This window comes from Corynebacterium renale (genome assembly GCF_002563965.1).
GTDB lineage: Bacteria > Actinomycetota > Actinomycetes > Mycobacteriales > Mycobacteriaceae > Corynebacterium > Corynebacterium renale.
Map to the genome: position 1 here is coordinate 674,535 of NZ_PDJF01000001.1, position 21,553 is coordinate 696,087.

Sequence of the window (21,553 nt, forward strand, 5' to 3'; positions counted from 1 at the left end):
TAATCATTGCCGTTCGCTGAGGTGAAAGAGGTCCACTGTGCTTACTGTTCGTGAAACGCCCTCCCGGTCGGTCCATGTTCTGGATGGAATCTGGGACTTTGCAATTGATAGCAACGATTCCGGTATCGAAGACGGGTGGTTCGCCGGCCGCCTGCCCAACCCCCAACGCATGCCGGTGCCGGCGTCGTTTAACGACATCGTCACCGATGCGGACGTGCGCAATCACGTGGGGCTGTTGTGGTACCAGCGGCGCGTCGTCGTGCCGCGCACGCTTGCCGGGGATCGCATGATCCTGCGTTTCGGTTCCGCGACGCACGCCGCAACCGTGTGGGTCAACGGCACCGAAGTAGCCCACCACACCGGCGGTTACCTACCGTTTGAGGCGGATATCACCGACGTTGTTGCGGGGTGCGCGGAATTTCGGCTGACGGTGGCCGTCGATAATCGCTTGTCCTGGGAGACGATCCCTCCCGGCTACGTGACCACCGACTCGCAGGGCCGCCGAGTCCAGAACTATTACCACGACTTTTACAACTACGCCGGCATTCACCGCTCCGTGAAGCTGTATACGCGGCCGGAAACGTACGTCGAGGACGTCACCGTGGTCACAGATATCGACGGCACGGACGGCCTGGTCACCTACGACGTCGTGTCCGCGGGTGAGGTTTCAGTGCGCCTGCTCGACCGCGACGGCGCGGAAGTGACCCGCGCAACCGGAGCGATCGGCACCCTGCGCGTTCCCGGCGCGCACCTCTGGGCGCCCGGCGACGGCTACCTGTACACCCTGGAAATTACCGCCGGCCAGGACGTGTACCCGCAGACCGTGGGCATCCGCACCGTCGAGGTCAAGGATTCGCAGTTGCTCATCAACGGTGAGCCCTTCTACTTCCGCGGGTACGGCCGCCACGAGGACGCCGACATCCGCGGCAAGCAACACGACAACGTGATGATGGTCCACGACTTCGAACTCATGAAGTGGCAAGGCGCCAATTCCTTCCGCACCTCCCACTACCCCTACGCGGAAGAAGTCATGGACTACGCCGACGAGCAAGGCTTCGTAGTCATCGACGAAACGCCTGCCGTGGGCCTGAATACCGGCATCTCAGGAGGTATTTTCGGCGGCGAACCACTACCGACCTTCTCCCCCGAGACCATCAACGAGCGCACCCAAGCCTCCCACAAACGCGAAATCGAGGCCCTGATCGCGCGCGACAAAAACCACCCGTGCGTGGTCCTGTGGTCGATTGCCAACGAACCCGAATCGCACACCGACGCCGCCCGCGACTACTTCGCCCCACTGGTGCAGGCCGCCCGGGAGGCGGACCCCACCCGCCCCGTCGGCTACGTCAACGTGATGACCTCACCCGCCGACAAAGAAAACATCACGGACCTCTTCGACGTCATCATGCTCAACCGCTACTTCGGCTGGTACGTCCAGACCGGCAACCTCGCCGACGCGGAGAAAGCACTGCGCGAAGAACTCGCCGTCTGGATCGCACGCTACCCCGGCAAGCCGATCATCTTCACCGAATACGGCCCCGACACCATGCCCGGGCTCAACGACCTATACCGCCGCCCCTGGTCAGAGGAATACCAGGTGGACATGCTGGCCATGTTCCACGCAGTTTTCGACGACACCCCGCAGGTCATCGGCGAACAAATGTGGAACTTCGCCGACTTCATGACCACCCCCGGCATCATGCGCGTCGGTGGCAACAAGAAAGGCATGTTCACCCGCGACCGCCGCCCCAAGAAGGCGGCCTACGACGTACGCGACCGCTGGCTCGCGCTACGGGAGGAACAGGGACGGTAGGCCACAGCTGGGCGGATCTGCTTCGCGACGGGCGCGGGTGGGCGCGTGGCGTGGGGCCGGGCGGTGGCGCTCGGTCTCGTTGCGCTCGTCATTGCGATCCTTAGGTACCCAATGAGCGCAATGAGGAACTGAATGAAGGCCGTCATTGCGTATTTTGGCGCCCTCATTGCGTACGTCATTGCGTAAAAATGGCCCTCATTGCGTACGTCATTGCCATGTGATCGATGACAATGAGCACCTACGTGGACTCCACCCACTCGCACATGTATCGCACAACGGGCTCGGTCTCATCGAAGATGTAGGCGCGGGCCAGCAAGTCATGGAACCTGGCTTCAACATCTCCGGGGCCTTCCGCGTCGAAGGGCACCACAAGCGTTGCGTCGCCAGGCAAAAGCACGTTGGCTGCAAGTAACGCAGTTCGCTTGTTGCCGTCTTCAAACGGTTGAGCTTTCGCAAGCTCGACGAACAATCGTGCAGCGCCCTCACGGTTCTGTGCACTTCGGTACTTTTCGACGATCACACGCAAACCATCCATACTTACAGCTGGAGGCATGTGATTTCCGTATGTTGTGCGCACGCCAATTCGCTGTTCATCGGTACGTAACTGACCTGGGTGCAATGCTGCGGAACGAGTCATCGCAGCATTGATTTCACACACCAAGTCAGCAGTCAGTGTTGCCTCATCCCTTTTCGTTTGGGCTACGAGATGGCCTGCAGCTTTGAGATCTTCGAGGAGCTGTAGGTCAGCGCGCGAAGCAATACCAGCTGTTTCCCCGCTGCGAAGGAAGGCCTCGGTAGCCAACCGGCCTGACCGAAGATTATCGAAGACCTTGCCCGCCGAATATAGAACTGAAACCAGCGAATCTGTGTGCAGCATGTCCCCAAGACTACCGGTCGCTAGTGCGTATACGACCCTGTGATGTCGATCCATTTTTGGCACGGAGCCCGCTGTTTTATACGGAAACCCTGGAACCCCGTTGGTTCAGCGACGAAATCTAAATACCACCAACGCCTTTAAAGTCGTCAGTACCATAAAAAGCTATTTGTTCATCGCCCCACCATGCCAGGAACTCCGCAGCACTCTCTCCGTTGTGTTCGATTTCGAAAGCACTATCAATCGAGGCGATGACCCCGTCTGTGGCTTCAGCTAAGGCCGCGGCAACGAGTCCGTAACCGATCGATGCGATTGCTGGTCCAGCAAAGTTGCGGTACTCGGACCAGTAATGGTCTTGGGCAAGTATTTTCGAAAGCTTTTCCGGAGGCAGCACACCCTCAAACTCCTCGACAATTGCCCATTGTCCAAGATGCTCTGGCTTCGAATGGAATGGGTAAACCAGATCTTCTTCAGAGATTCGATCTGCGTCATCAACAGGAAGACAGCTTGGCCACGAGCTAGAGTCCCATTCGCCGTTGATCCAGTAGCTGAAACCGACTTCCATGTCCGGCGCCCACGCAACATGCTTATCGACGTAGCGAATCTCATCTTCAGCGCTCTTAGCGGGATAAAACGCCTTGACTTCGATAGTGGATCCTACCCGGTAGCGATCGAGAAGCTCTTGAAAAAGCTCTTCTGTGCGGGCACGAGTTTGCTCAACAAACGGAAAATCGCTAATCGACGGATATACCTGGATGGTTGTTGACATTCCATCACAATACAAACAACGTCTTGCACCGTTTACCAACAGGGAGCTGCAACGGGGCGAAAATCTAGTTGAGGACTCAAATTCTGATTGAAAGATAGGCGCACCGCGTATCAACATCCTGAGCAAGAAATTCGGATATTTTCCAAAGCAATTACGGAGAAACGTAAATTGGGCGCGTACCGAACCATCTCGCACGCACCCATTACCCCGCTACCCCACTTGCAGCCCGCGCCACCGGTTCACGGCCACCATCACCTCGTGGCGGCGTGGGCGGGCGTAGAGGCCGGGGTTGTGGGAGTACGGGGACCATTCTTCCAGTGGCATTGCCATGACCTCGTCTAAAGACTTTTCCTCGAGGAGGTCGATGGCGTGGGCGATGGCCACGGTTTGTTGTGGGTCGTTGAGCTGCTCGGCGGCACCCAGGTTGATCACGTCGCGGCCGTAGCGCACCAGGGCGCGGCCTTTCGGGCTGGCTGGCTTGCGCTTTTCGGGGTTCTCCAGCTTCAGGGACCGCGCAGCCGGCACCTCGAACGTGCCGCGCTCGCGTGGTTCGCTTTCCCACGACACCACCGAGGGCACGAATTCTTCCATCATGATGATGGTGTCGGCCTCGTCGAGGAAGGCGCTCGAGCCGCCGGTGACGATTACGGTGGAGCACGGCAGGTCGCGCACGCGGTCCTGGAGTGGGGTGATCGGCTCGGACTTAATGAGGGCGCGCATGCGTTCGTCGCGCATCATGAAGTTGGTGGCGGAGGTGTCTTCGTCGATGAGCAGCGCGGACGTGCCCACTTCCAAAGCCTCGATGAGGTTCGCCGCCTGGGAGGTGGAACCGGACGCGTTCTGGGTGGAAAACGCGGTGGTGTCCTGGCCGCCGGGCAGCCCGTTGATGAATGCGGAAATGTCCACGCCGGTGATGCAGCGTCCGTCTTCGGCGCGCAGGGCCACGGCGTCGGGGCGCGTGACTACGCCTTCGCGGCCGTCGCCAGCCACGTGGGGATAAACGCCCAGCTGCAGGGCGCGCAGGAGGGTGGATTTGCCGTGGTAGCCGCCACCGACGATCACGGTCACGCCTTCGGGGATGCCCATGCCGCGTACGCCGTCAATCTCCACGGCCAACTCAGAGGGCGCGGTGAACGGGACGGCGTTGTCGGCGGGGGTGTCGCGGTTTCCGGCTTCGCGCGGGAGGATGGAACCGTCGGCAACAAAGGCCACAAGGCCACGCTCGGCGAGCTGCGCGCGGATGGATTCTTGGCGCTCCAGGTTGTCGGCTGCATTGTCCCAGTCGGTGTCGGGGATGTCCACGACGTCGTCGATAAGCGGGGGAAGAACCTCCGTGAGCAGTGTGTTTGCCGCATACCCCATGATGCGCCTGCCGCGAGCCGGCAGCGCCACCGTGAAGCGGAGCACCCACACATCGCTGCGAGTGTTCGCCACGGTGCGCTCGATGATCTCCTGGCCCACGTGCCCGACTTGCAGGTCACGGTTGCCACGGAAGGCGTCGCGCAGGCGGCGAGCCAGCAGGTCCTCCACCGCCAGGGCCTCCGTGCCGTCGAGGGCGTGGTCAGCGATCTCTACATGCGCCAACGACGGCGGCGCGAACGGATCGGCCTGCACCTTATCGAGCACCAGCACAATCCCCGGCGCAATATCCACCCGTACCCCCGCGAGCGACTTGTACGCCCCGTAATTCTTGTTGTTTAGGTTATCTAGCTTGTCGGCAAATTCGTCGAGGGTAATCGGAAGACTCATGCCCCCAGTCTAAAGGTTCCACCGATACACGTCGGCGCCACACCGAAGATTGCTTATCGACGACCTACTTCTTCGTGCTACCCAGCGCAATCAAAGCAGCGCCAATGCCTACCAGCCAGGAATCCTTAGCAATCGCGATGCCGTCCTCGGACGGGCGGATGCCATCTTCCTCAGTCATGTTGTCATTGTTGAAGTACAGAGTCAGCAGACCAGAACCAAACGCCGCGACCGCCGCGCCGGCGAGCTTGTTCGGAACAAACGGCGCGAGGAGGGACGCGCCAATGCCGATCTCCGAGTAAGAAATGAACTTGCCAAACGTATCCGGATCCAGCTTGCCCAGCGCCGGAATACCAGTCGCCGCGAAGCCCTGAAGACCTTCCGCCGCCTCGCCCTTCAGGCCCAACTTGCCGATACCCGAATTGAGGATGAACGCGCCAGTTGGGACGCGGAGGAACGCAGATGCCAGTTTCTTAGCCATGAAAACTCCTTGGATGTACCTTGTATGAACCTTTGTTGATGTATCTACAATCACCTTCTACGGTACCTGCGTTCGCGGGGACGCGCAACCGCTTCTAAGGGTACGCGCCTATTCGCAACATGGACCCCACCAGCAACATGTGTAACAATGGTGCGCATGAAACGAATCCTGCTTACCGCCGCCCTCGCCGGCGGCCTCGCGCTGGCGCCCGCGACCGCTCACGCTGATGTCGTCGACAAGGCACTCGCCGCACTGCCGGCCGGCCCCATCTCCTGCGACCAAGCCAACCGCTACTGGACCAACGAAGCCGACTACAACAACAAAGTCGCCCAAGCCAACGCCCTAGCCGCCTTCCACCCGCGTGGCGGAGAAGTGCGCGCCGCGCTCGCGCGTGTCGACGAAGCCGCCAACCGCTGCGGCCTCAAGGGCGGAAACGCTGCCCCGGGTGCTGGTGCCGGTGCTCCGGCGGCTGCTCCGGGTGCTGGTGCTGGTGCTCCGGCTCCTGCGCCCGCTCCAGCTGCGCCTGCCGCTGCGATTGACCTCTCCGGAGGCCAGCCATCCGTGACCGTGAACGTCGCAGGTCAGACAATCGCCCTACCTGACGTACTGACGATCCTGCGCAACCTCATCGCGCAGCTGACCGGACAGCTCAACCTGGGCTCATCGTTCTAGTAGCAAGTTCAGCGCCGGCCATGTGCCGGCGCTTTTCTTTTGCCGCCACGCGCTGGGCTTACCAGCCAGACTTAATATCCCTAGTCGCGCGTGCCGGGCAGTTAACCGCCCACCTGGGATGTTAAGCCTGGCTGCTAATTATGCGATTTCACGCATATTTGGTGCGCGTCTTTGATACGCCAGGTCGCGGTTACGCGGCGGGCGCGTGCGACCTGGCGTATCAGGTTTGTCAGTCAAGAACGCCAGTCAAGAATCCGGATCAAGAACACGCGCATACAACCGGAAGGGAAATCAGCCCGGCACTCCTGCGCCGGCCGTTCCGGCTCACGCCCCCTGCACACTCGGCGTCAACTAGAACGAGGCGCGCACAGCGCGCCACGGATTATCCCATCCGGTTGTAAACGCCAGGCGCCGAAACCGGCCGCGAAAAGCCAGACTTAACATCCCAGGTCACGCCTCGCCTGACAAACCGACCCGACCTGGGATATTAAGCCCAGCCCATAAATATGCACGCGCCCAGCACCTGGCGCACACTTCCGACCGGACGCTGGCCAGGGCAAATAAACGTCGATAAGCAAGCCAAAAGCCCTGAGTAGATGAACTACTCAGGGCTTCCAAGTTTGGCAGGCTATTTAATTAGCTACGGGCTGCTTACTTCTGATCGCGAAGTGGCGTTGCCTCATCTGGGGAGTGACCCGGTGCGAGACCTTCACGGACGAGCTCGTCGTCGATGTTGTCTTCGGGGTTACCAACGTCGCCAGATTTCTTCTTCTTACCGAACATCGAGTCGAAGAGGCCGTTCTGGTACATAACCGTACCCAGAATCAGGACGATACCAACCCACTGCAGAGCAGACGGGATCTCGCCGAACAGCGGCCAAGCGATAACAACGGAGGACACTGGGGAGAGCAGGAGGATACCCGCGGACAGCACTGGCTCCAGCCAGACCGTACCCCACTGAACGAAGGTCCATGCCATAGCCTGACCAACAACAGCCAGGGAGATCAGGTGGAACCAGTTCCAGCCGGTGAGCTCTGCGCCCAGGTCGTTCCATGGGTCGCCCATTGGCAGCTGGCCGTTCTTGTCGAATACGCCGTACTTGAAGTCGAAGCCACCACGTGGGGAACCGGTGAAGGCCCACAGGGTAGGAGCAACCATCTGCGCCGCGAAGGTGTACATCATCGGCTGGACGTAGAGGTCCTTACGAGGAGCCGTGGTACCGGCCTTACGGGAGAAGTACAGGTAGAAGGAGTAGCAGATACCGGAGGTCAGACCCAGGATGGTACCCAGGGTTGCGGTCTTGATGCCAAGAATCTCTTCTGGGCCAGTCGACGCCTCAGCAGGCTCGAAGACACCACCGGTCAACAGAACACCGACGACCATGATTGGCACGAGAATGAGGAAGACCTTAGGAATCTTGTACTTGTCGAAGATCGCGGTCAGCATAGGCACAACGATGACCTGCAGGTTCAGCAGAATCGCCGCAATACCGGCGCCGACATAGAAAATGGAGTAGTTCCAGCAGGTGAAGTCAACACCAAGGAACAGACCCGCGACGACAGAGTAAGTAATGCCCTTCTTAGGAAGTGCGCCCTTACGCTTGATCTCCCAAATACCGAATGGGAGCAAGCAGAGGAAACCGATGGAAACACGGAGGAAGGCCTGCGTTGCAGGGTCCATGTTGGTCGCCTTCACCCAGATTGGAGTGAAAGCCAGCATGGCAGTACCGAGCGCAATGATCAGCACAGCCTTCCCGTGCCCTACCGGCTTAACCGGCAGGTAATTGCTGGAGGAGGTGCCTACCGCACCTGGAGTTGTCTTATTCACAGAGTGAACCGTAACAGATGGATTTACCGATTAGTACTATTTATGTTTATTTGGGTAGACCAATAGGCATACTGTTTTCTGACCTGCAAAACCATACGGTGTTTCTATTGATTGACCACTAATGGCTCACCCCCTTTTGGGGGTACTATATGGGTAAAAGATATATTCAATCATACATTTCTCTATCAAATGATTAATGGATTGAGGGCGGGAAAGTTGGGAAAATTCTGGGAGCCCCGACCACGCGATTTAGTGGACATCTACGCAAAATACACAGACCACTCCACATTGTTCCCAGAAAACTGACAGCACCACCCGGGGTTAAAAAACCACACAAATATGCCACTTCGGTGTGGAAGCAAAAAGTCGGGAACTCGTGCGCGTTGGACGCCTCCTGGAATGCTGTTCGGATTCGGGATGGCGCTACGGCAAGGAGCCGCGGGATACATTCGTCTACGTAAATGTCGGGTGCGGTGCCGAGGGCGGATTATGTAGAGAAAGCGTGCATCTCCGATCCGGCAAGACTCCGCCTAGCGGGCCCAAAATAGGTATCCGTTATTCGCTGTGACCTATAAACAAATCGCATTCGCGCGTACCAGCCCAGCAACGAAGAGCTGCAATCACAAATCTTCAGTATTCGTGGTGCCCGTTGCCCCTACTGCGCACCCTCGGGGGAACATGGGCTTGGGAATGATATGAAAAAGACATTTTGCGAGCACCTGGGAAAATTCGCCTGGGGGTTTAACAAAGCTTAACTGGCAGAATGTCTTTTTCGTATCACGCGGCGCAATTGGCGCGCAGACGAGACGCGCCTGCGTCACGGGCAACCCGAAAAGGAAACCCCGCGCACCCACAGCCCCAACCACCCCCACACCCCCACAGCGAAAACAAAACCGGCCACCTTATATATAAGGTGGCCGGTCATATTGTGCCCGGGGGGGGACTTGAACCCCCACGTCCTTGCGGACACTGGCACCTGAAGCCAGCGCGTCTGCCAATTCCGCCACCCGGGCGGGCAGCTCCTAAGATATTACTCATATTGACAGAAACCTACAAACCCGCACTACACAGCCCCAATGCCCGTGCCGCAAGCACACTGAACAGCCCGAAAAAGAACGATTACCTCTGGTTCAGATAGGGTTTAGGGCCTTGTGCGCTCTATACTGGGCTGCAATCACGTGCCCGCCAGGCACGCTTACGTGTTTAAGGATAAGAAAGGAGGCCCTGCGATGTCGTTGATGGGTCGTTTGGCTAAGTTCGACAGTTCTTTGCAGCGGGGTCTTGATAATGCTTTCGCGTTGGTGTTTGGCGGCAAGGTTGTGCCTGCGGAGATTGAGGAAGCCCTCAAGCAGGAGATGGACGATAATGCGTTTACCGCCACCTCCACCGCCGCGTTCTCGGATGGGAACGCGGCGGATACGTTCACGCAGGTGCCGAATGTTTTTCACGTGGGCGTCGCGGCCGCGGATTTTGCTTCGTTGCAGGAGGAGAATCCGCGGTTGCCTGTAGATTTCGCGGATCAGCTGGGGCGTTTTTGTCGCAATCAGGGCTGGGCAGTTGCTGGGCCGGTGGTTGTGGTGATCGCTGAGGAGTCTGGTTTGCGGTCGGGTCAGTTGCGGGTGTCGTCGTTTAGCAATGAGCGACCGCAGGATTCGAGTGGTTTTGAGGCCTTGGCCCAGTTTGAGGCCCAGGCTGGTACGCAGGCGGACGCCGAAGTTGAACTTTCTGAGGAGGATTCCGTGGATACCAATGCACCGTCGACAGAGTTTATTGCCGTGCCGAATCCGGCGCAGGAGCAGTCTGAGAAGCCGGAGCCGCAGGTGTCTGAGCCCGTCGTGACGCTGCTTTTGCAGGATGGTTCGTCGCGGACGTATGTGGTCAAGGATGGGTCGAACATTATTGGCCGTGCTACGGATGCGGATTTCCGCCTGCCGGATACGGGTGTGTCGCGTCAGCATGCGGAGATTACGTGGAATGGGCAGGATGCGGTGCTCGTTGATTTGCAGTCGACGAATGGCACCACGGTCAATGACACTCCGATTGAGAATTGGTTGCTTGCCGACGGCGACGTCATCACCATCGGCCATTCGCACATAGAGGTTCGTATCACCACCGCACCCGTCGGTGTGTAAAGCCCGTATATAAGGAAAGAGGAAAACCTGTGGACGGTCTTGTTGTTACCGGCATCCGGGTAGGCATCCTTGTGGTGCTGTGGCTCTTCGTGCTGCTTGCCTTGCGGGCGATGAAAAAGGATGTGGCGCCGAAGGCGTACGCGGGCCGTGGGCCTGCGCGCGGGGTTCCTGGCCCGGGTCCGAGTGCGCCGAAGCGTGCTCCGGTGACTCGGATGACTGTGGTTGATGGGCCGCTGCGTGGTTCGCACATGGATATTTCCGGTATGGGTGCGGTGACGATTGGCCGTAGTCAGGACTGTGATTTCGTGTTGGGTGACGATTTCTCCTCGGCTCGGCACGCGCGTCTTTTCCGGCGCGGCTCGGATTGGTTTGTGGAGGATTTGGATTCGCGTAATGGCACGTCGGTGGGCGGTGTTCGCATTGACCAGCCGGAGCGTGTGGGCGTGGGTTCGGATATCCGCATGGGCCGTTCCACGGTAAGGCTGGTGTAGGTCATGGCTTTGCGTTTCGATTACACCACCGCCTCCGACCAGGGCTTAGTGCGCGGTAATAATGAGGATTCGGCCTACGCGGGCCCGAATCTTCTCGCGCTCGCGGATGGGATGGGTGGCCACGCCGCCGGCGAGGTGGCCTCCCAGCTCATGATCACGCACCTGGAGGTGTTGGACGCCGACCCAGGCGATAACGACATGCTCGCGCTCCTGGGCGCGGCTGCTGATGACGCGAATGCGTCGATTGCCGCGGCCGTAACGGACCACCCTGAGCGGGAGGGCATGGGCACCACGCTTACCGCGATTATGTTCAACGGGAAGCACCTGGCTATCTGCCACGTCGGCGATTCCCGCGGGTACCGCCTCCGCGACGGCAAGCTGGAGCAGATTACTGTCGACGACACCTACGTCCAGTCCCTCGTCGAGTCCGGGCAGTTGGACCCCCAGGACGTGTCCACGCACCCGAAGCGTTCCCTGATTTTGAAGGCGTACACGGGCATGCCCGTCGAACCCGGCCTCTGGACCCTAGACGCCCAGCCAGGTGACCGCCTCCTCTTGTGCTCGGATGGTCTTTCGGACCCGGTCACGCACGAGACTATCGAGTCCACCCTGGCCGGAGGCACCCCGGAGGAGGCCGCGCAGCGGCTAATCGCCCTGGCGTTGCGTTCGGGCGGGCCGGACAACATTACTGTGGTCATCGCGGACGTCGTGGAGGATTCCGCGCCGCACCGCGAGCTGCCCACGAAGCCGGCGACCTCGGGCGCACTGCTCGGGGAGCAGGAGTCCACGCACCCGGACACCGCCGCCGGGCGCGCCGCAGCTTTGCGACGCCAACCCCAGGTCATTCCACCCGCCCCCACCGAAGAGGACGTGCCCGACGACTCCGACGAGGAGGGCGAAACAGGTTCGAAGGCATGGAAATGGGTCGGAATTATTAGCCTGCTCGTAGTCCTTATCGCCGCGATTGGTGGCGGCTGGTGGGCTTATACCGCTGGCCAAGATAGGTATTACGTGGACGTCGATACGCAAGACCGGATCGTGGTCGAGCGCGGTTTCGATTTCTCCGCGTTCGGGCGTGACCTGCATTCGACGTACCAATACGCGTGCATCGGCAAGGATGGTTCCCTGCGGATGGTCGAAAGTGACGCCGAATCCTGCCAGTACTTCTCCGTGAAGGACGTGCCACCTGCCGTGCGCGGCTCGATTACCGCGACACCGGCCGGCAGCTACGAGGACGCCACCGCGCACCTGCGCACGCTTGCCGACGAAGCCCTGCCCGTCTGCGTCACCCGTGAAAAAGCGGGCGCGGACTCGGGCAGCAAGGATCTTTCGGATCCGGGCGTGAACTGCCGGGAGGTGAAGTAATGTCGCGTATTTTTGGACGCAAGCGCGAGATGGGCTTGCTCATCGTGGCGGCCATCGTGGTGTCGCTGATGCTAGTCAGCCTGGAATTATCCCAGGGTAATGCGCTGACCTCGGACATCCTGTGGCTGATTGGCGGGTTCATCCTAGTCTTCACGATCGCGCACCTGGCGCTGTGTTTCTTGGCGGAGCACGCCGACCAGATCCTGCTGCCGGTGACGGCGCTGCTCAACGGCATCGGGCTGGTGATTATTTACCGCATCGACATTGCCCGCGACAGTAGCCTGGCTAACCGGCAGGTCATGTGGACGCTCGTTGGTGTGGTCCTCTTCTGCGGTGTGCTCGCTATTGTGCGTGACCACCGCACACTTTCGCGGTATTCGTACGTGCTGGGCCTAGCGGGGCTTATTCTGCTGGCCCTGCCCTTGGTGTGGCCGCAGCCCACCGAATCGGATGCGCGCATCTGGATCAGCATCGGCCCATTTTCGGTGCAGCCGGGTGAGTTCGCCAAGATCTTGCTCATCATCTTCTTCGCCCAACTCCTGGCAATGAAGCGTTCCCTGTTTACCGTCGCCGGCTACCGATTCCTCAAACTGGATTTCCCGCGCCTGCGTGACCTGGCGCCCATCCTCGTGGTGTGGGCTTTCGCCATCTTGATCATGGCGGCATCCAACGACTTCGGGCCCGCACTCCTGCTATTCGCCACGGTGCTCGGCATGATGTGGTTGGCCACCAACCGGGCCTCCTGGCTGCTCATCGGTGGCGTGCTCATCGCGATCGGCGCCACCGCTGTGTACTCGGTCTCCACGAAGATTCAGACGCGCGTGAAGAACGTGTTCAACCCGCTCGACGACTATTACGGAACCGGCCAGCAGCTCTCCAACAGCCTCTTCGGCCTGTCGTGGGGCGGGCTCACCGGCACGGGCCTAGGCGAGGGTTATCCGCTGACCATCCCGATCGTGTGGTCGGACTTCATCTTGTCCGCCGTGGGCGAAGAACTGGGCCTGATTGGTTTGAGCGCTGTCCTCCTGCTCTTCGCACTGTTTGTGACCCGCGGTTTCAAGGCCGCCACCGAGGTCCGCGACACCTACGGCAAACTCCTGGCCGGCGGGCTTTCCCTGACGCTAGCAATTCAGGTGTTCGTGGTCGTCGGCGGTATTTCCGCCCTGCTGCCCATGACGGGCCTGACCACGCCGTTCATGTCGGCCGGTGGCTCCTCCCTCATGGCGAACTACATCCTGCTCGCCCTACTTATCCGGATCTCCAACTCCGCGCGTAAACCAGCCGAAGTCAAGAGCGCGCCCCCGGTCCCGCAGGCGGAACTTCCCGCAGGTAACGCGGGCGTGGCGTCGTCGGATAGCCCGTATGCGACCTCCCTGTTCCCGGTATTCCCCGGCGAACCGGCCCCGAATGAGAAAGGAAAGGCGTAACCCATGAACCGATCAATACGGCTGACCGCCATCTTTTCTCTAGTACTCACCGCGATCCTGCTGATTAACCTCACCGTCGTGCAGGTATTCAAGCAGGACGAATACGCGCACAACCAGCTCAATTCGCGCAACTTCTTTGAGATCAAGTCCGTCCCGCGCGGCCAGATCACCGCCGGCGGCATGCTGCTGGCCAGCTCCTACAAAGGCGAGGACGATTTCTACCACCGCACCTACGAAGCCAACAACCCGGCGTACAGCAACGTGGTGGGCTACCTCTCCGACCAGTACGGTGCCTCCGGCATCGAGGCCTCCTATAACGCGGCGCTCTCCGGGCAGGAAGGTTCCACCAAGCAGTGGTTCGAACAGCTCACCGGCGGCGAGGCCGTGGGCAACAACGTGGAACTGACCCTGGTTCCCGAAATCCAGCAGGTGGCGTACGACCAGCTGGCCTCCGCCGGCTATGAGGGTTCCGTGGTGGCGCTGCGCCCGTCGACAGGCGAGGTCCTCGCGATGGCATCAACCCCCGGCTTCGACGCGAATGCGATCGTCAACCCGGAGACCGCCGAGGCCACCTGGAACCAACTGACCAACGACCCCGCCAACCCGCTGCTCAACCACGCGGCGCAAGACACCTTGCCCCCGGGATCGATCTTCAAGATCATCACCACCGCCGCGGGCCTGGAGAACAACTACACCCCGGACTCCCAGCTGACCGGCGCCGCCGAGATCACCCTGCCGGGAACCACCCAGACGCTTACGAACTACGCCGGCCAGGCCTGCGCGGGCGGCGGGCAAGTCAGCCTGCGCACCGCGTTTGCCCTCTCCTGCAACACCGCGTTCGTGGAGATGGGCTTAGACATTGGCGCCGACGCTCTGCGCAAAGCCGCCGAGGGCTTCGGCGTAGGCCAAACCTACGACCTGGGCCTGCCGATGGCCCCCGGCGCGCTCGGCGACGTGGCCGACCAGGGTGCTTTAGGGCAGTCCTCGATCGGGCAGCGCGACGTCACCATGTCGGCCCTGCAAGCTGCGGTGATGGCGGCGACGGTGGCTAACGACGGCAAGCGGATGGAACCACACGTGGTCTCCAAGATCACCGCCCCCGACCTGACCACGATCCGCACGAATGACGCGAAGGAAGCAGCCCAGGCGGTCTCGCCTGAGATTGCGGCAACGCTGACGGACCTGATGCGCGATTCGGAGCGCAACACGTACGGCTACCGGGGCGACGACATCGCGTCGAAGACCGGTACGGCGGAGCACGGTGACGGCTCCGTGGGACCGCATACCTGGTACGTGGCGTTTACTCCCAGTGAGGGCGCTGATGTGGCGGTGGCGGTCGTCGTGAAGAATGGTGGCCACCAGGGTAATTCTGCAACTGGCGGCTCTGTAGCCTCCCCGATTGGGCGCGCGGTCATTGACGCCGCGCGCGCCGCGTTGAATTAAGGAGGGTGGACGTGAACGAGAATACGAATCCCGGCACGGGACGCCACGCGGGCAATAACCCGAACGATGACCGCGCCCGCCTACAGGAGCTCATCGGCCCCGACTACCGCCTGCAGTGGATCGTCGGGCACGGCGGCATGTCCACGGTATGGCTTGCCGACGACACCGTAAACGACCGCGAAGTGGCCATCAAAGCGTTACGGCCCGAGTACTCCAACAGCCCCGAATTCTTAGAACGCTTCCGCAACGAAGCGAACGCGGCGATGGACATCGACTCCCCGAACGTGGTGGCCACCTACGACTACCGGGAAGTGCCCGACCAGTACGGGACCACGTTCTGCTTCATCGTCATGGAATTTATTCGCGGCGAATCGCTGGCCGACCTGCTGGCGCGCCGCAGCATCCTGCCGGAAGAAGAGGCCCTGCAGATCCTGTACCAGGCAGCCTCCGGCCTGGCCGCCATCCACGAAAAGGGCCTGGTCCACCGGGACATTAAGCCCGGCAACCTGATGATCACCCAGAATGGGGTCATCAAGATTTCGGACTTCGGCATCGCGAAAGCTGCCGCCGCCGTCCCGCTGACGCGCACCGGCATGGTCGTGGGCACCGCCCAATACGTGTCCCCCGAACAGGCGCAGGGCAAAAACCTGACGTCCGCCTCCGACGTGTACTCGTGGGGCGTCGTGGGCTACGAGATGCTCTCCGGGCACCGCCCGTTCACCGGGGACTCTTCGGTATCCGTGGTGCTGGCGCACATCAACCAAGCCCCAGCCGCTTTATCGACGGCCATCTCGGCCGAAACCCGCGAACTGATCAGCATCGCGATGCGCAAGGTGCCCGCTGAACGGTTCGCCACCGGCACCGAAGCAGCCGGCGCGACCGCCGAAGTCCTCGGCGGCCAGCGTCCGACGGACCCACGCGGGACCACCGGCTCCATGACGGCAGTCCTGGGCCCCGACGCGGATGCGTCCACCGCCATGCTCACGACCGCACGCCCGCAGCCCGCGCCGGCACCACGCCCGGCCCCTGCTGCGCCGGTGGCTCCGCGGGAGGTGGGACGTCGCGAAGCAACCCCAAAGAAGGGCAACGGCTTCGCCATCGGGCTGGGCATAGCCGTGTTGATCGCGGCGCTTGGCGCCGGCGGCCTGTGGTGGATGAGCAGCAGCAACTCCAAGCTGGAGCCAGAAACGCCGACCACCACCCAGCAGACCATGGTGGTCACCGAAACCGTCACCCCGACCGTGACCACGCAGGCACCGCCACCGACGACGAGCGCCCGCCCCGAGCCGACAACCCCGGAAGTCACCGAAACCGACGAGCCCACGCTGCGGCCCACCACCCCAGCGACGACCGCCCCCACGCGGGCCAGCACCCCGGCTGAGCAGCCAGAGCTGCCGCCGACCACGCAACAAGCCCCCGAGGCAACCACGGCCCCCGCAAACCCCGTGGCCGAACCCGTATTCCCGAACAGCACGCCAGGAGGTGAGCTAGCACAATGACACTGATCGCAGACCGTTACGAACTCGGCGATGTCATTGGCACCGGCGGCATGTCGGACGTCTACGCCGCCACCGACACACTGCTCGGACGCGACGTCGCCATCAAAATGCTGCGCCTAGAAATGGCCCGCGACCTCAACTTCCGCGAACGATTCCGCCGCGAAGCCCACAACTCGGGCAAACTCAACCACCCCGCGATCGTGGCCGTCTACGACACCGGCGAGACGCTTATCGACGGCACCTCCGTCCCCTACATCGTCATGGAACGCATCGTCGGGTCCACCCTGCGCGACATCGTCCAAGACCACGGGCCGATGGAACCCACCGAAGCGGCCGCCACGCTCATCCCCGTCTGCGACGCGCTGCAAGCCAGCCACGACGCCGGCATCGTCCACCGCGACGTCAAACCTGCCAACATCATGATCACCAACACCGGTGACGTGAAAGTCATGGACTTCGGCATCGCGCGCGCTTTGGACGACTCCACCTCCGCCATGACGCAAACCTCCGCAGTCATCGGCACCGCCCAATACCTCTCCCCCGAACAAGCCCGCGGCAAAGCAGCCGACGCACGCTCCGACATCTACGGCCTCGGGTGCGTCCTCTACGAACTTCTCACCGGGAAACCACCCTTCCAAGGCGAAACCCCCTTCGCCGTGGCGTACCAACACGTCCAAGAAAACGCCGAACCGCCGTCCAACTTCATCCCCGGTTTGACGCCCACGGAAGCCGTCAACGTAGACGCCGTGGTCTTGACCGCCATGGCAAAACACCCCGGCGACCGCTACCAAACCGCCATCGACATGGCCAACGACCTGGAACTACTCTCCCGCAACGCAGTCACCCAAGCCGCCCGCACCCACGTGACACCCCACGAGGCGCCCACGGACATCGAACCCGGCGCGCCGGCGGCACGCGGAGCAGCAGCCGCCGGGGCTGGTGCTGGGGTTGCTGCACAGCCGGCGCAGATCCCGCCGCAGGGTGGGACACACCGCCGCGCTGAAAGAGGCTCCGCGTGGTTGAAGTGGGTGGCCGCGGTGCTTGCGGTCGTCGTCGTTGGCGTGGGTGGAGCCTTCGCCTACGACTACTTCACCGAATCCCGGGCAACCGCACACGCCGTCACGGTCCCCGACGTAGAAGGCATGGACCGCGCAGCCGCCGTCAAACAGCTAGAGAACCTGGGCCTGCTCGTCGACGTCACCGAGGAGCCCAGCCCCGACGTGCCACGCGGCACCGTGCTGCGCACCAACCCGTCGGCGAACTCGCAGCTACAGCGCGGCACCGCGATCATGGTCGTGGTTTCTGCAGGTAAAGAAATCACCGACGTCCCCGACGTGACCGGCAAGAAACTCTCCGACGCATCCAAGCTTCTCGACGAAGCCGGCCTGGCGCTCGCCCAAAACGTGCGGGAGGAATCCTCCACCGACGTACCCGAAGGCGAAATCATCAGCCAACACCCAGCCGCCGGTGCCCAACTATCCAAAGGCTCTGAAGTCATCGTCACCGTATCCACCGGCGCAGAAGAACTGCGCGTCCCCGACGTACGCGGCATGACCGGCGCCCAGGCCACCACTATCCTGCAGGACCTGGGCTTCGAAGTTTCCGTGACACCCATCGACGGGTACGAACGCGCCGAACAGGTCGTGGGCGTCTCCGGACTGGGCGGATACCGGCCGAAAGGTTCCGTGATCACCCTCGAAGTCTCGCGCGGGAACCTCATCATGATGCCCGACATCACCCGCATGACCCCCTCCGGCGCACTCGACGCCCTGCGCGCAGCCGGATGGCAAGGCCAAGAATCGCAGCTCCGGCAGGGAGAAACGGTCAAGACCGCGCTGCCTACCGACGCCGAACGCATCGCCGTCGTCTCCCCTGAACCCGGCACGCCGATCCGGAATAACCAGACGATCGATATCCGGTTGTACCGATTCGACCTCAGCGCGCTGGCGAACTAGCGCGGCCGGGCGCTGGGCGGCATCCTCTGCGGAGGGTGCCGCTTTTTGCTGGCTGGCGCCAGCTCGTGTCGCTTTCCCTCCATTCTGCCGGTTAAGCCCACCTAAACCCGCAGGTTAAAATTTTGCACCCTGTGCAGATTGGAGGGTTTGCGACAATCCGCCGCGCGGGCTCCAGCAGGCGCCTCCGTTAGTCGCTTGCTTTCTACTTACGGCGAGGACCCGAATAATTACCCAGAGGGAGCCATGATCGCACGAACGTTTTTATTCACAGCACACCTGCAGGAATATATAACTAATAGACTTCCTTGTCTATTCGAAGTAGCCTAAGCGGTCTAGTTAGTATGCGCCCACCCCAAAGGAGTTCGCCCATGTCTTTCCTCAAGAAAGTCACCACCCTCGCTGCTACAGCTGCCGTCGGCCTGTCCCTTGCCGCCTGCGGTGGTGGGGAAACCGATGACCAGACGATTCGCGTGGCCACTTCCCCTGGCCCGTACTCTGTTCTCTTCCAAGATGGCATCGATCCAATCCTGACCGAAGCCGGCTACAAGATTAAGTACACGGAGTTCACCGATCTGCGTCAGGCGGATGTTTCCGTGCAAGAAGGTTCTACGGACCTGAATGTGGACCAGCACACCTCCTACATGAATAACTTCAACAAGGAGACGGGCGCGAACTTGGCCGCAATTACGCCGATCCCGACGGTCCCAGCGGGTATTTACTCGCAGCGCCACAACGACATCAGCCAGGTCGCCGATGGCCACAAGGTGGGTATCCCGGCGGACGCCTCCAACCAGTCCCGCGCATTCCTCATACTTGCCGACGCCGGCTGGATCACCCTCAAGGAAGGCGCAAACCCTGGCCTTCTGACCACCAAGGATGTGGAAGAAAACCGCTACAACCTGGACATCCAGCCGATGGATTCTTCCACAATTCCACGCGCTTTGGGCGACCTGGACTGGGCGATTATCCCTGGCGCAATCTCTTATTCTGCGAAGGTGGATCCAGCGTTGCAGTACTTCCAGGAGAACCTGCGCCCTGAGCTAATTCTGCAGGCTGTGGTCCGTTCGGAGGATAAGGATTCCGAGTGGGCGAAGGCCGTCGCGGAGGCGTACCGCAACCCCAAGTTCCACGAGTTCCTGGATCAGGAGAACAAGAATAACTACTGGTTCGTCCCGGACGAGATCAAGTAATGGCGCACACTCACGGACCAGCGGTCTCGTTTCGGAATGTCACGAAGTCTTATGACGAGGTAACCGCAGTCGACGACATCAGCTTCGATATCCCACGCGGCACCATCTGCGGCATCGTGGGCACGTCGGGGGCCGGCAAGTCCACCCTGCTGCGCACGGTCAATGGATTGGAAAAGCCCACCTCAGGCACGATTGAGACTTTAGGCGAGGAACCCGCTCGCTTATCGACGTCCGCGTTGCGCACCTTGCGGCGCAAGGTTGGCATGGTTTTCCAGCACTACAACCTCGTCGGTTCCAAAACGGTCGCGGAGAATGTGGCCATGCCCCTTCTCCTGGCGGGCGTGGCACAGGAGGAACGTGAGCGTCGAGTAGCAGAGGCGCTGAGCCTCGTCGGCCTTGCCGAGCGTGCCAGCCACCGCCCTACACAATTGTCCGGCGGTCAGCAGCAGCGTGTCGGTATCGCGCGCGCCCTGGTGACCAACCCGGAAATCCTGCTCTGCGACGAACCAACCAGCGCCCTCGACCCGATCACCACCGCCCAAATCTTGGAACTGCTGGCGCGGATTAACCGAGAACTGGGACTCACGATCATCGTGATTACTCACCAGATGAGCGTGGTTGCTCGCATCGCCGACGATGTCGCCGTCCTAGAAAACGGCAGTTTGATTGAGCATGGGCCCGTCGAGAAAGTGTTTGCCCAACCGGTCCAACCACTGACCCGACGCTTCGTGGAGACCGTCATTCCGCAACGCCTCCCCGACGACGTGCGTACCCGCGCCCGCTCCAAGCCCACCGACGTGCTCGTGCGCGTCGTCCACACAGGCGGTGCCGCGGCCTCGTTAATCGGTGACTTGAGCAGTACATATCCGGTGAAGGTATCGCTATTACACGCGGCGGACGCCCCACTGCGGCGTACGACCGTCGGCACGCTAGTGTTGGCCATCTCCGGAGCCTCTAGCGACGTGGACGCCGCGCTTGCCGACGCCCACTCGCGCCCCAATGTGAACGTGGAGGTACTCCCATGACCTGGTGGCAAGAAACCTTTGATACCCGCGTTGGCCTCGGCGATTACCTATCCGCCGGCTACGAAACCCTCTACATGGTGTTCGTCTCCCTATTCGTGGGCACGCTGATCGGCATCCCACTAGCACTGGCACTCGTGCTGTACCGGCCCGGTGGCCTGCTGAAGAACACCGTCCTATACAACGTTGTGAACGCGGTGGTGAACCTCGTACGTTCCCTGCCGTTCATCATCTTGATGGTGGCGATCATCCCGTTCACCCGCCTGCTGGTAGGCACATCAATTGGCACGACAGCCGCGTTAGTTCCATTGACGCTGTACATCGCACCGTTTATCGCCAGGCTCATCGAATCCGCCCTCTTAGACGTCGATCCCGGCATCGTTGAAGCGGCAGAAGCGATGGGCGCAACAACGTGGCAAACCATCCGCCACTTCCTGCTCCCCGAAGCTAAGCCTTCAATCATCCTGGCACTAACCACCTCCACCGTGGGCCTGATTGGTGCTACCGCGATGGCCGGAACTATCGGCGGCGGCGGCGTGGGTGACCTGGCTATTTCCTACGGTTACCAGCAATTCGATACCGTCGCGATTGTCATGACCGTCATCATCTTGGTCGTCGTCGTGCAGCTCATTCAGTCGCTGGGAAACTGGCTGGCCCGGCGCGCGCGAACCCACTAATCGCAAGCGCCGTAAGGCTCCCCGCCCGCCGACGGAACGGTTTTTACTGTCGCCTTGAAGCCGGTGTCGCGTTCCCTCCATTCTGTCGGTTCAACCAGATTAAACTCGCAGGCCAAATTTTTGCACCCTGTGCAGAATGGAGGCTTAGCGACATAATGAATCCAACCCAC

At 61.1% G+C, this 21,553-nt stretch carries 17 protein-coding genes and 1 tRNA gene; 12 read left to right on the forward strand and 6 right to left on the reverse strand.

The genetic code is table 11. The annotated features are described in order from the left end of the window. Nucleotides 1-37 precede the first annotated feature (37 nt). On the forward strand, nucleotides 38-1,813 hold the full coding sequence (gene uidA / locus ATK06_RS03245) for a beta-glucuronidase (RefSeq protein ID WP_098388833.1): 1,776 nt from the start codon (nucleotides 38-40) through the stop codon (nucleotides 1,811-1,813). Nucleotides 1,814-2,051: 238 nt separating this feature from the next. Here the strand turns inward: uidA and ATK06_RS03250 are convergent, their stop codons facing one another. The 4 genes from ATK06_RS03250 to ATK06_RS03265 all read right to left on the reverse strand — a co-directional run bounded on the left by ATK06_RS03250 (nucleotide 2,052) and on the right by ATK06_RS03265 (nucleotide 5,683). Then, nucleotides 2,052-2,690, reverse strand: coding sequence for a Fic family protein (locus tag ATK06_RS03250; RefSeq protein WP_098388834.1), 639 nt, complete (start codon nucleotides 2,688-2,690; stop codon nucleotides 2,052-2,054). A 118-nt stretch (nucleotides 2,691-2,808) separates the two neighbouring features. Continuing rightward, the gene (locus tag ATK06_RS03255; RefSeq protein ID WP_048378668.1) at nucleotides 2,809-3,456 is read right to left on the reverse strand and encodes a hypothetical protein; all 648 of its coding nucleotides are present in this window, start codon (nucleotides 3,454-3,456) and stop codon (nucleotides 2,809-2,811) included. Nucleotides 3,457-3,666: 210 nt separating this feature from the next. Continuing rightward, the gene (locus ATK06_RS03260; RefSeq protein WP_098388835.1) at nucleotides 3,667-5,205 is read right to left on the reverse strand and encodes an ABC-ATPase domain-containing protein; all 1,539 of its coding nucleotides are present in this window, start codon (nucleotides 5,203-5,205) and stop codon (nucleotides 3,667-3,669) included. A gap of 64 nt (nucleotides 5,206-5,269) precedes the next feature. Beyond that, nucleotides 5,270-5,683 carry a hypothetical protein gene (locus ATK06_RS03265; RefSeq protein ID WP_048378666.1) on the reverse strand — a complete coding sequence of 138 codons (414 nt, stop codon included), beginning with the start codon at nucleotides 5,681-5,683 and terminating at the stop codon, nucleotides 5,270-5,272. 147 nt (nucleotides 5,684-5,830) lie between these two features. Between ATK06_RS03265 and ATK06_RS03270 the strand changes: the two genes are divergently transcribed. Continuing rightward, a complete protein-coding gene (locus ATK06_RS03270) occupies nucleotides 5,831-6,355 on the forward strand; it encodes a hypothetical protein (RefSeq protein ID WP_048378664.1) in 525 nt (174 codons plus the stop codon). 651 nt (nucleotides 6,356-7,006) lie between these two features. On the opposite strand, the gene ATK06_RS03275 is transcribed toward ATK06_RS03270, so the two are convergent. Next, nucleotides 7,007-8,182 (reverse strand): DMT family transporter, encoded by a 1,176-nt coding sequence (locus ATK06_RS03275; protein ID WP_098388836.1) that lies wholly within the window; start codon nucleotides 8,180-8,182, stop codon nucleotides 7,007-7,009. 929 nt (nucleotides 8,183-9,111) lie between these two features. Then, nucleotides 9,112-9,195, reverse strand: a tRNA-Leu gene (locus ATK06_RS03280). A gap of 216 nt (nucleotides 9,196-9,411) precedes the next feature. Here ATK06_RS03280 and ATK06_RS03285 point away from each other — a divergent pair. The 10 genes from ATK06_RS03285 (at nucleotide 9,412) to ATK06_RS03330 (ending at nucleotide 21,383) form a co-directional block, all read left to right on the forward strand. Next, on the forward strand, nucleotides 9,412-10,314 hold the full coding sequence (locus ATK06_RS03285; RefSeq protein ID WP_098388837.1) for an FHA domain-containing protein: 903 nt from the start codon (nucleotides 9,412-9,414) through the stop codon (nucleotides 10,312-10,314). A gap of 29 nt (nucleotides 10,315-10,343) precedes the next feature. After that, nucleotides 10,344-10,805 carry an FHA domain-containing protein FhaB/FipA gene (locus ATK06_RS03290; RefSeq protein WP_048378660.1) on the forward strand — a complete coding sequence of 154 codons (462 nt, stop codon included), beginning with the start codon at nucleotides 10,344-10,346 and terminating at the stop codon, nucleotides 10,803-10,805. 3 nt (nucleotides 10,806-10,808) lie between these two features. Further along, the gene (locus ATK06_RS03295; RefSeq protein ID WP_048378658.1) at nucleotides 10,809-12,170 is read left to right on the forward strand and encodes a PP2C family protein-serine/threonine phosphatase; all 1,362 of its coding nucleotides are present in this window, start codon (nucleotides 10,809-10,811) and stop codon (nucleotides 12,168-12,170) included. Then, nucleotides 12,170-13,597 (forward strand): FtsW/RodA/SpoVE family cell cycle protein, encoded by a 1,428-nt coding sequence (locus ATK06_RS03300; protein WP_098388838.1) that lies wholly within the window; start codon nucleotides 12,170-12,172, stop codon nucleotides 13,595-13,597. Before ATK06_RS03295 ends, ATK06_RS03300 begins: the two co-directional genes overlap by 1 nt. 3 nt (nucleotides 13,598-13,600) lie before the next feature. After that, nucleotides 13,601-15,040, forward strand: coding sequence for a penicillin-binding transpeptidase domain-containing protein (locus tag ATK06_RS03305; protein ID WP_098388839.1), 1,440 nt, complete (start codon nucleotides 13,601-13,603; stop codon nucleotides 15,038-15,040). Nucleotides 15,041-15,177: 137 nt separating this feature from the next. Next, nucleotides 15,178-16,539, forward strand: coding sequence for a serine/threonine-protein kinase (locus tag ATK06_RS03310; protein ID WP_408608304.1), 1,362 nt, complete (start codon nucleotides 15,178-15,180; stop codon nucleotides 16,537-16,539). After that, on the forward strand, nucleotides 16,536-18,494 hold the full coding sequence (gene pknB, locus ATK06_RS03315) for a Stk1 family PASTA domain-containing Ser/Thr kinase (RefSeq protein ID WP_048378654.1): 1,959 nt from the start codon (nucleotides 16,536-16,538) through the stop codon (nucleotides 18,492-18,494). The genes ATK06_RS03310 and pknB overlap by 4 nt, the downstream gene beginning before the upstream one ends. A 368-nt stretch (nucleotides 18,495-18,862) precedes the next feature. Continuing rightward, the gene (locus ATK06_RS03320) at nucleotides 18,863-19,684 is read left to right on the forward strand and encodes a MetQ/NlpA family ABC transporter substrate-binding protein (RefSeq protein WP_098388841.1); all 822 of its coding nucleotides are present in this window, start codon (nucleotides 18,863-18,865) and stop codon (nucleotides 19,682-19,684) included. Continuing rightward, nucleotides 19,684-20,709, forward strand: a complete 1,026-nt coding sequence (locus tag ATK06_RS03325) for a methionine ABC transporter ATP-binding protein (RefSeq protein WP_048378653.1) — start codon at nucleotides 19,684-19,686, stop codon at nucleotides 20,707-20,709. Before ATK06_RS03320 ends, ATK06_RS03325 begins: the two co-directional genes overlap by 1 nt. Next, on the forward strand, nucleotides 20,706-21,383 hold the full coding sequence (locus ATK06_RS03330; protein ID WP_048378651.1) for a methionine ABC transporter permease: 678 nt from the start codon (nucleotides 20,706-20,708) through the stop codon (nucleotides 21,381-21,383). Before ATK06_RS03325 ends, ATK06_RS03330 begins: the two co-directional genes overlap by 4 nt. Nucleotides 21,384-21,553: the final 170 nt, after the last annotated feature.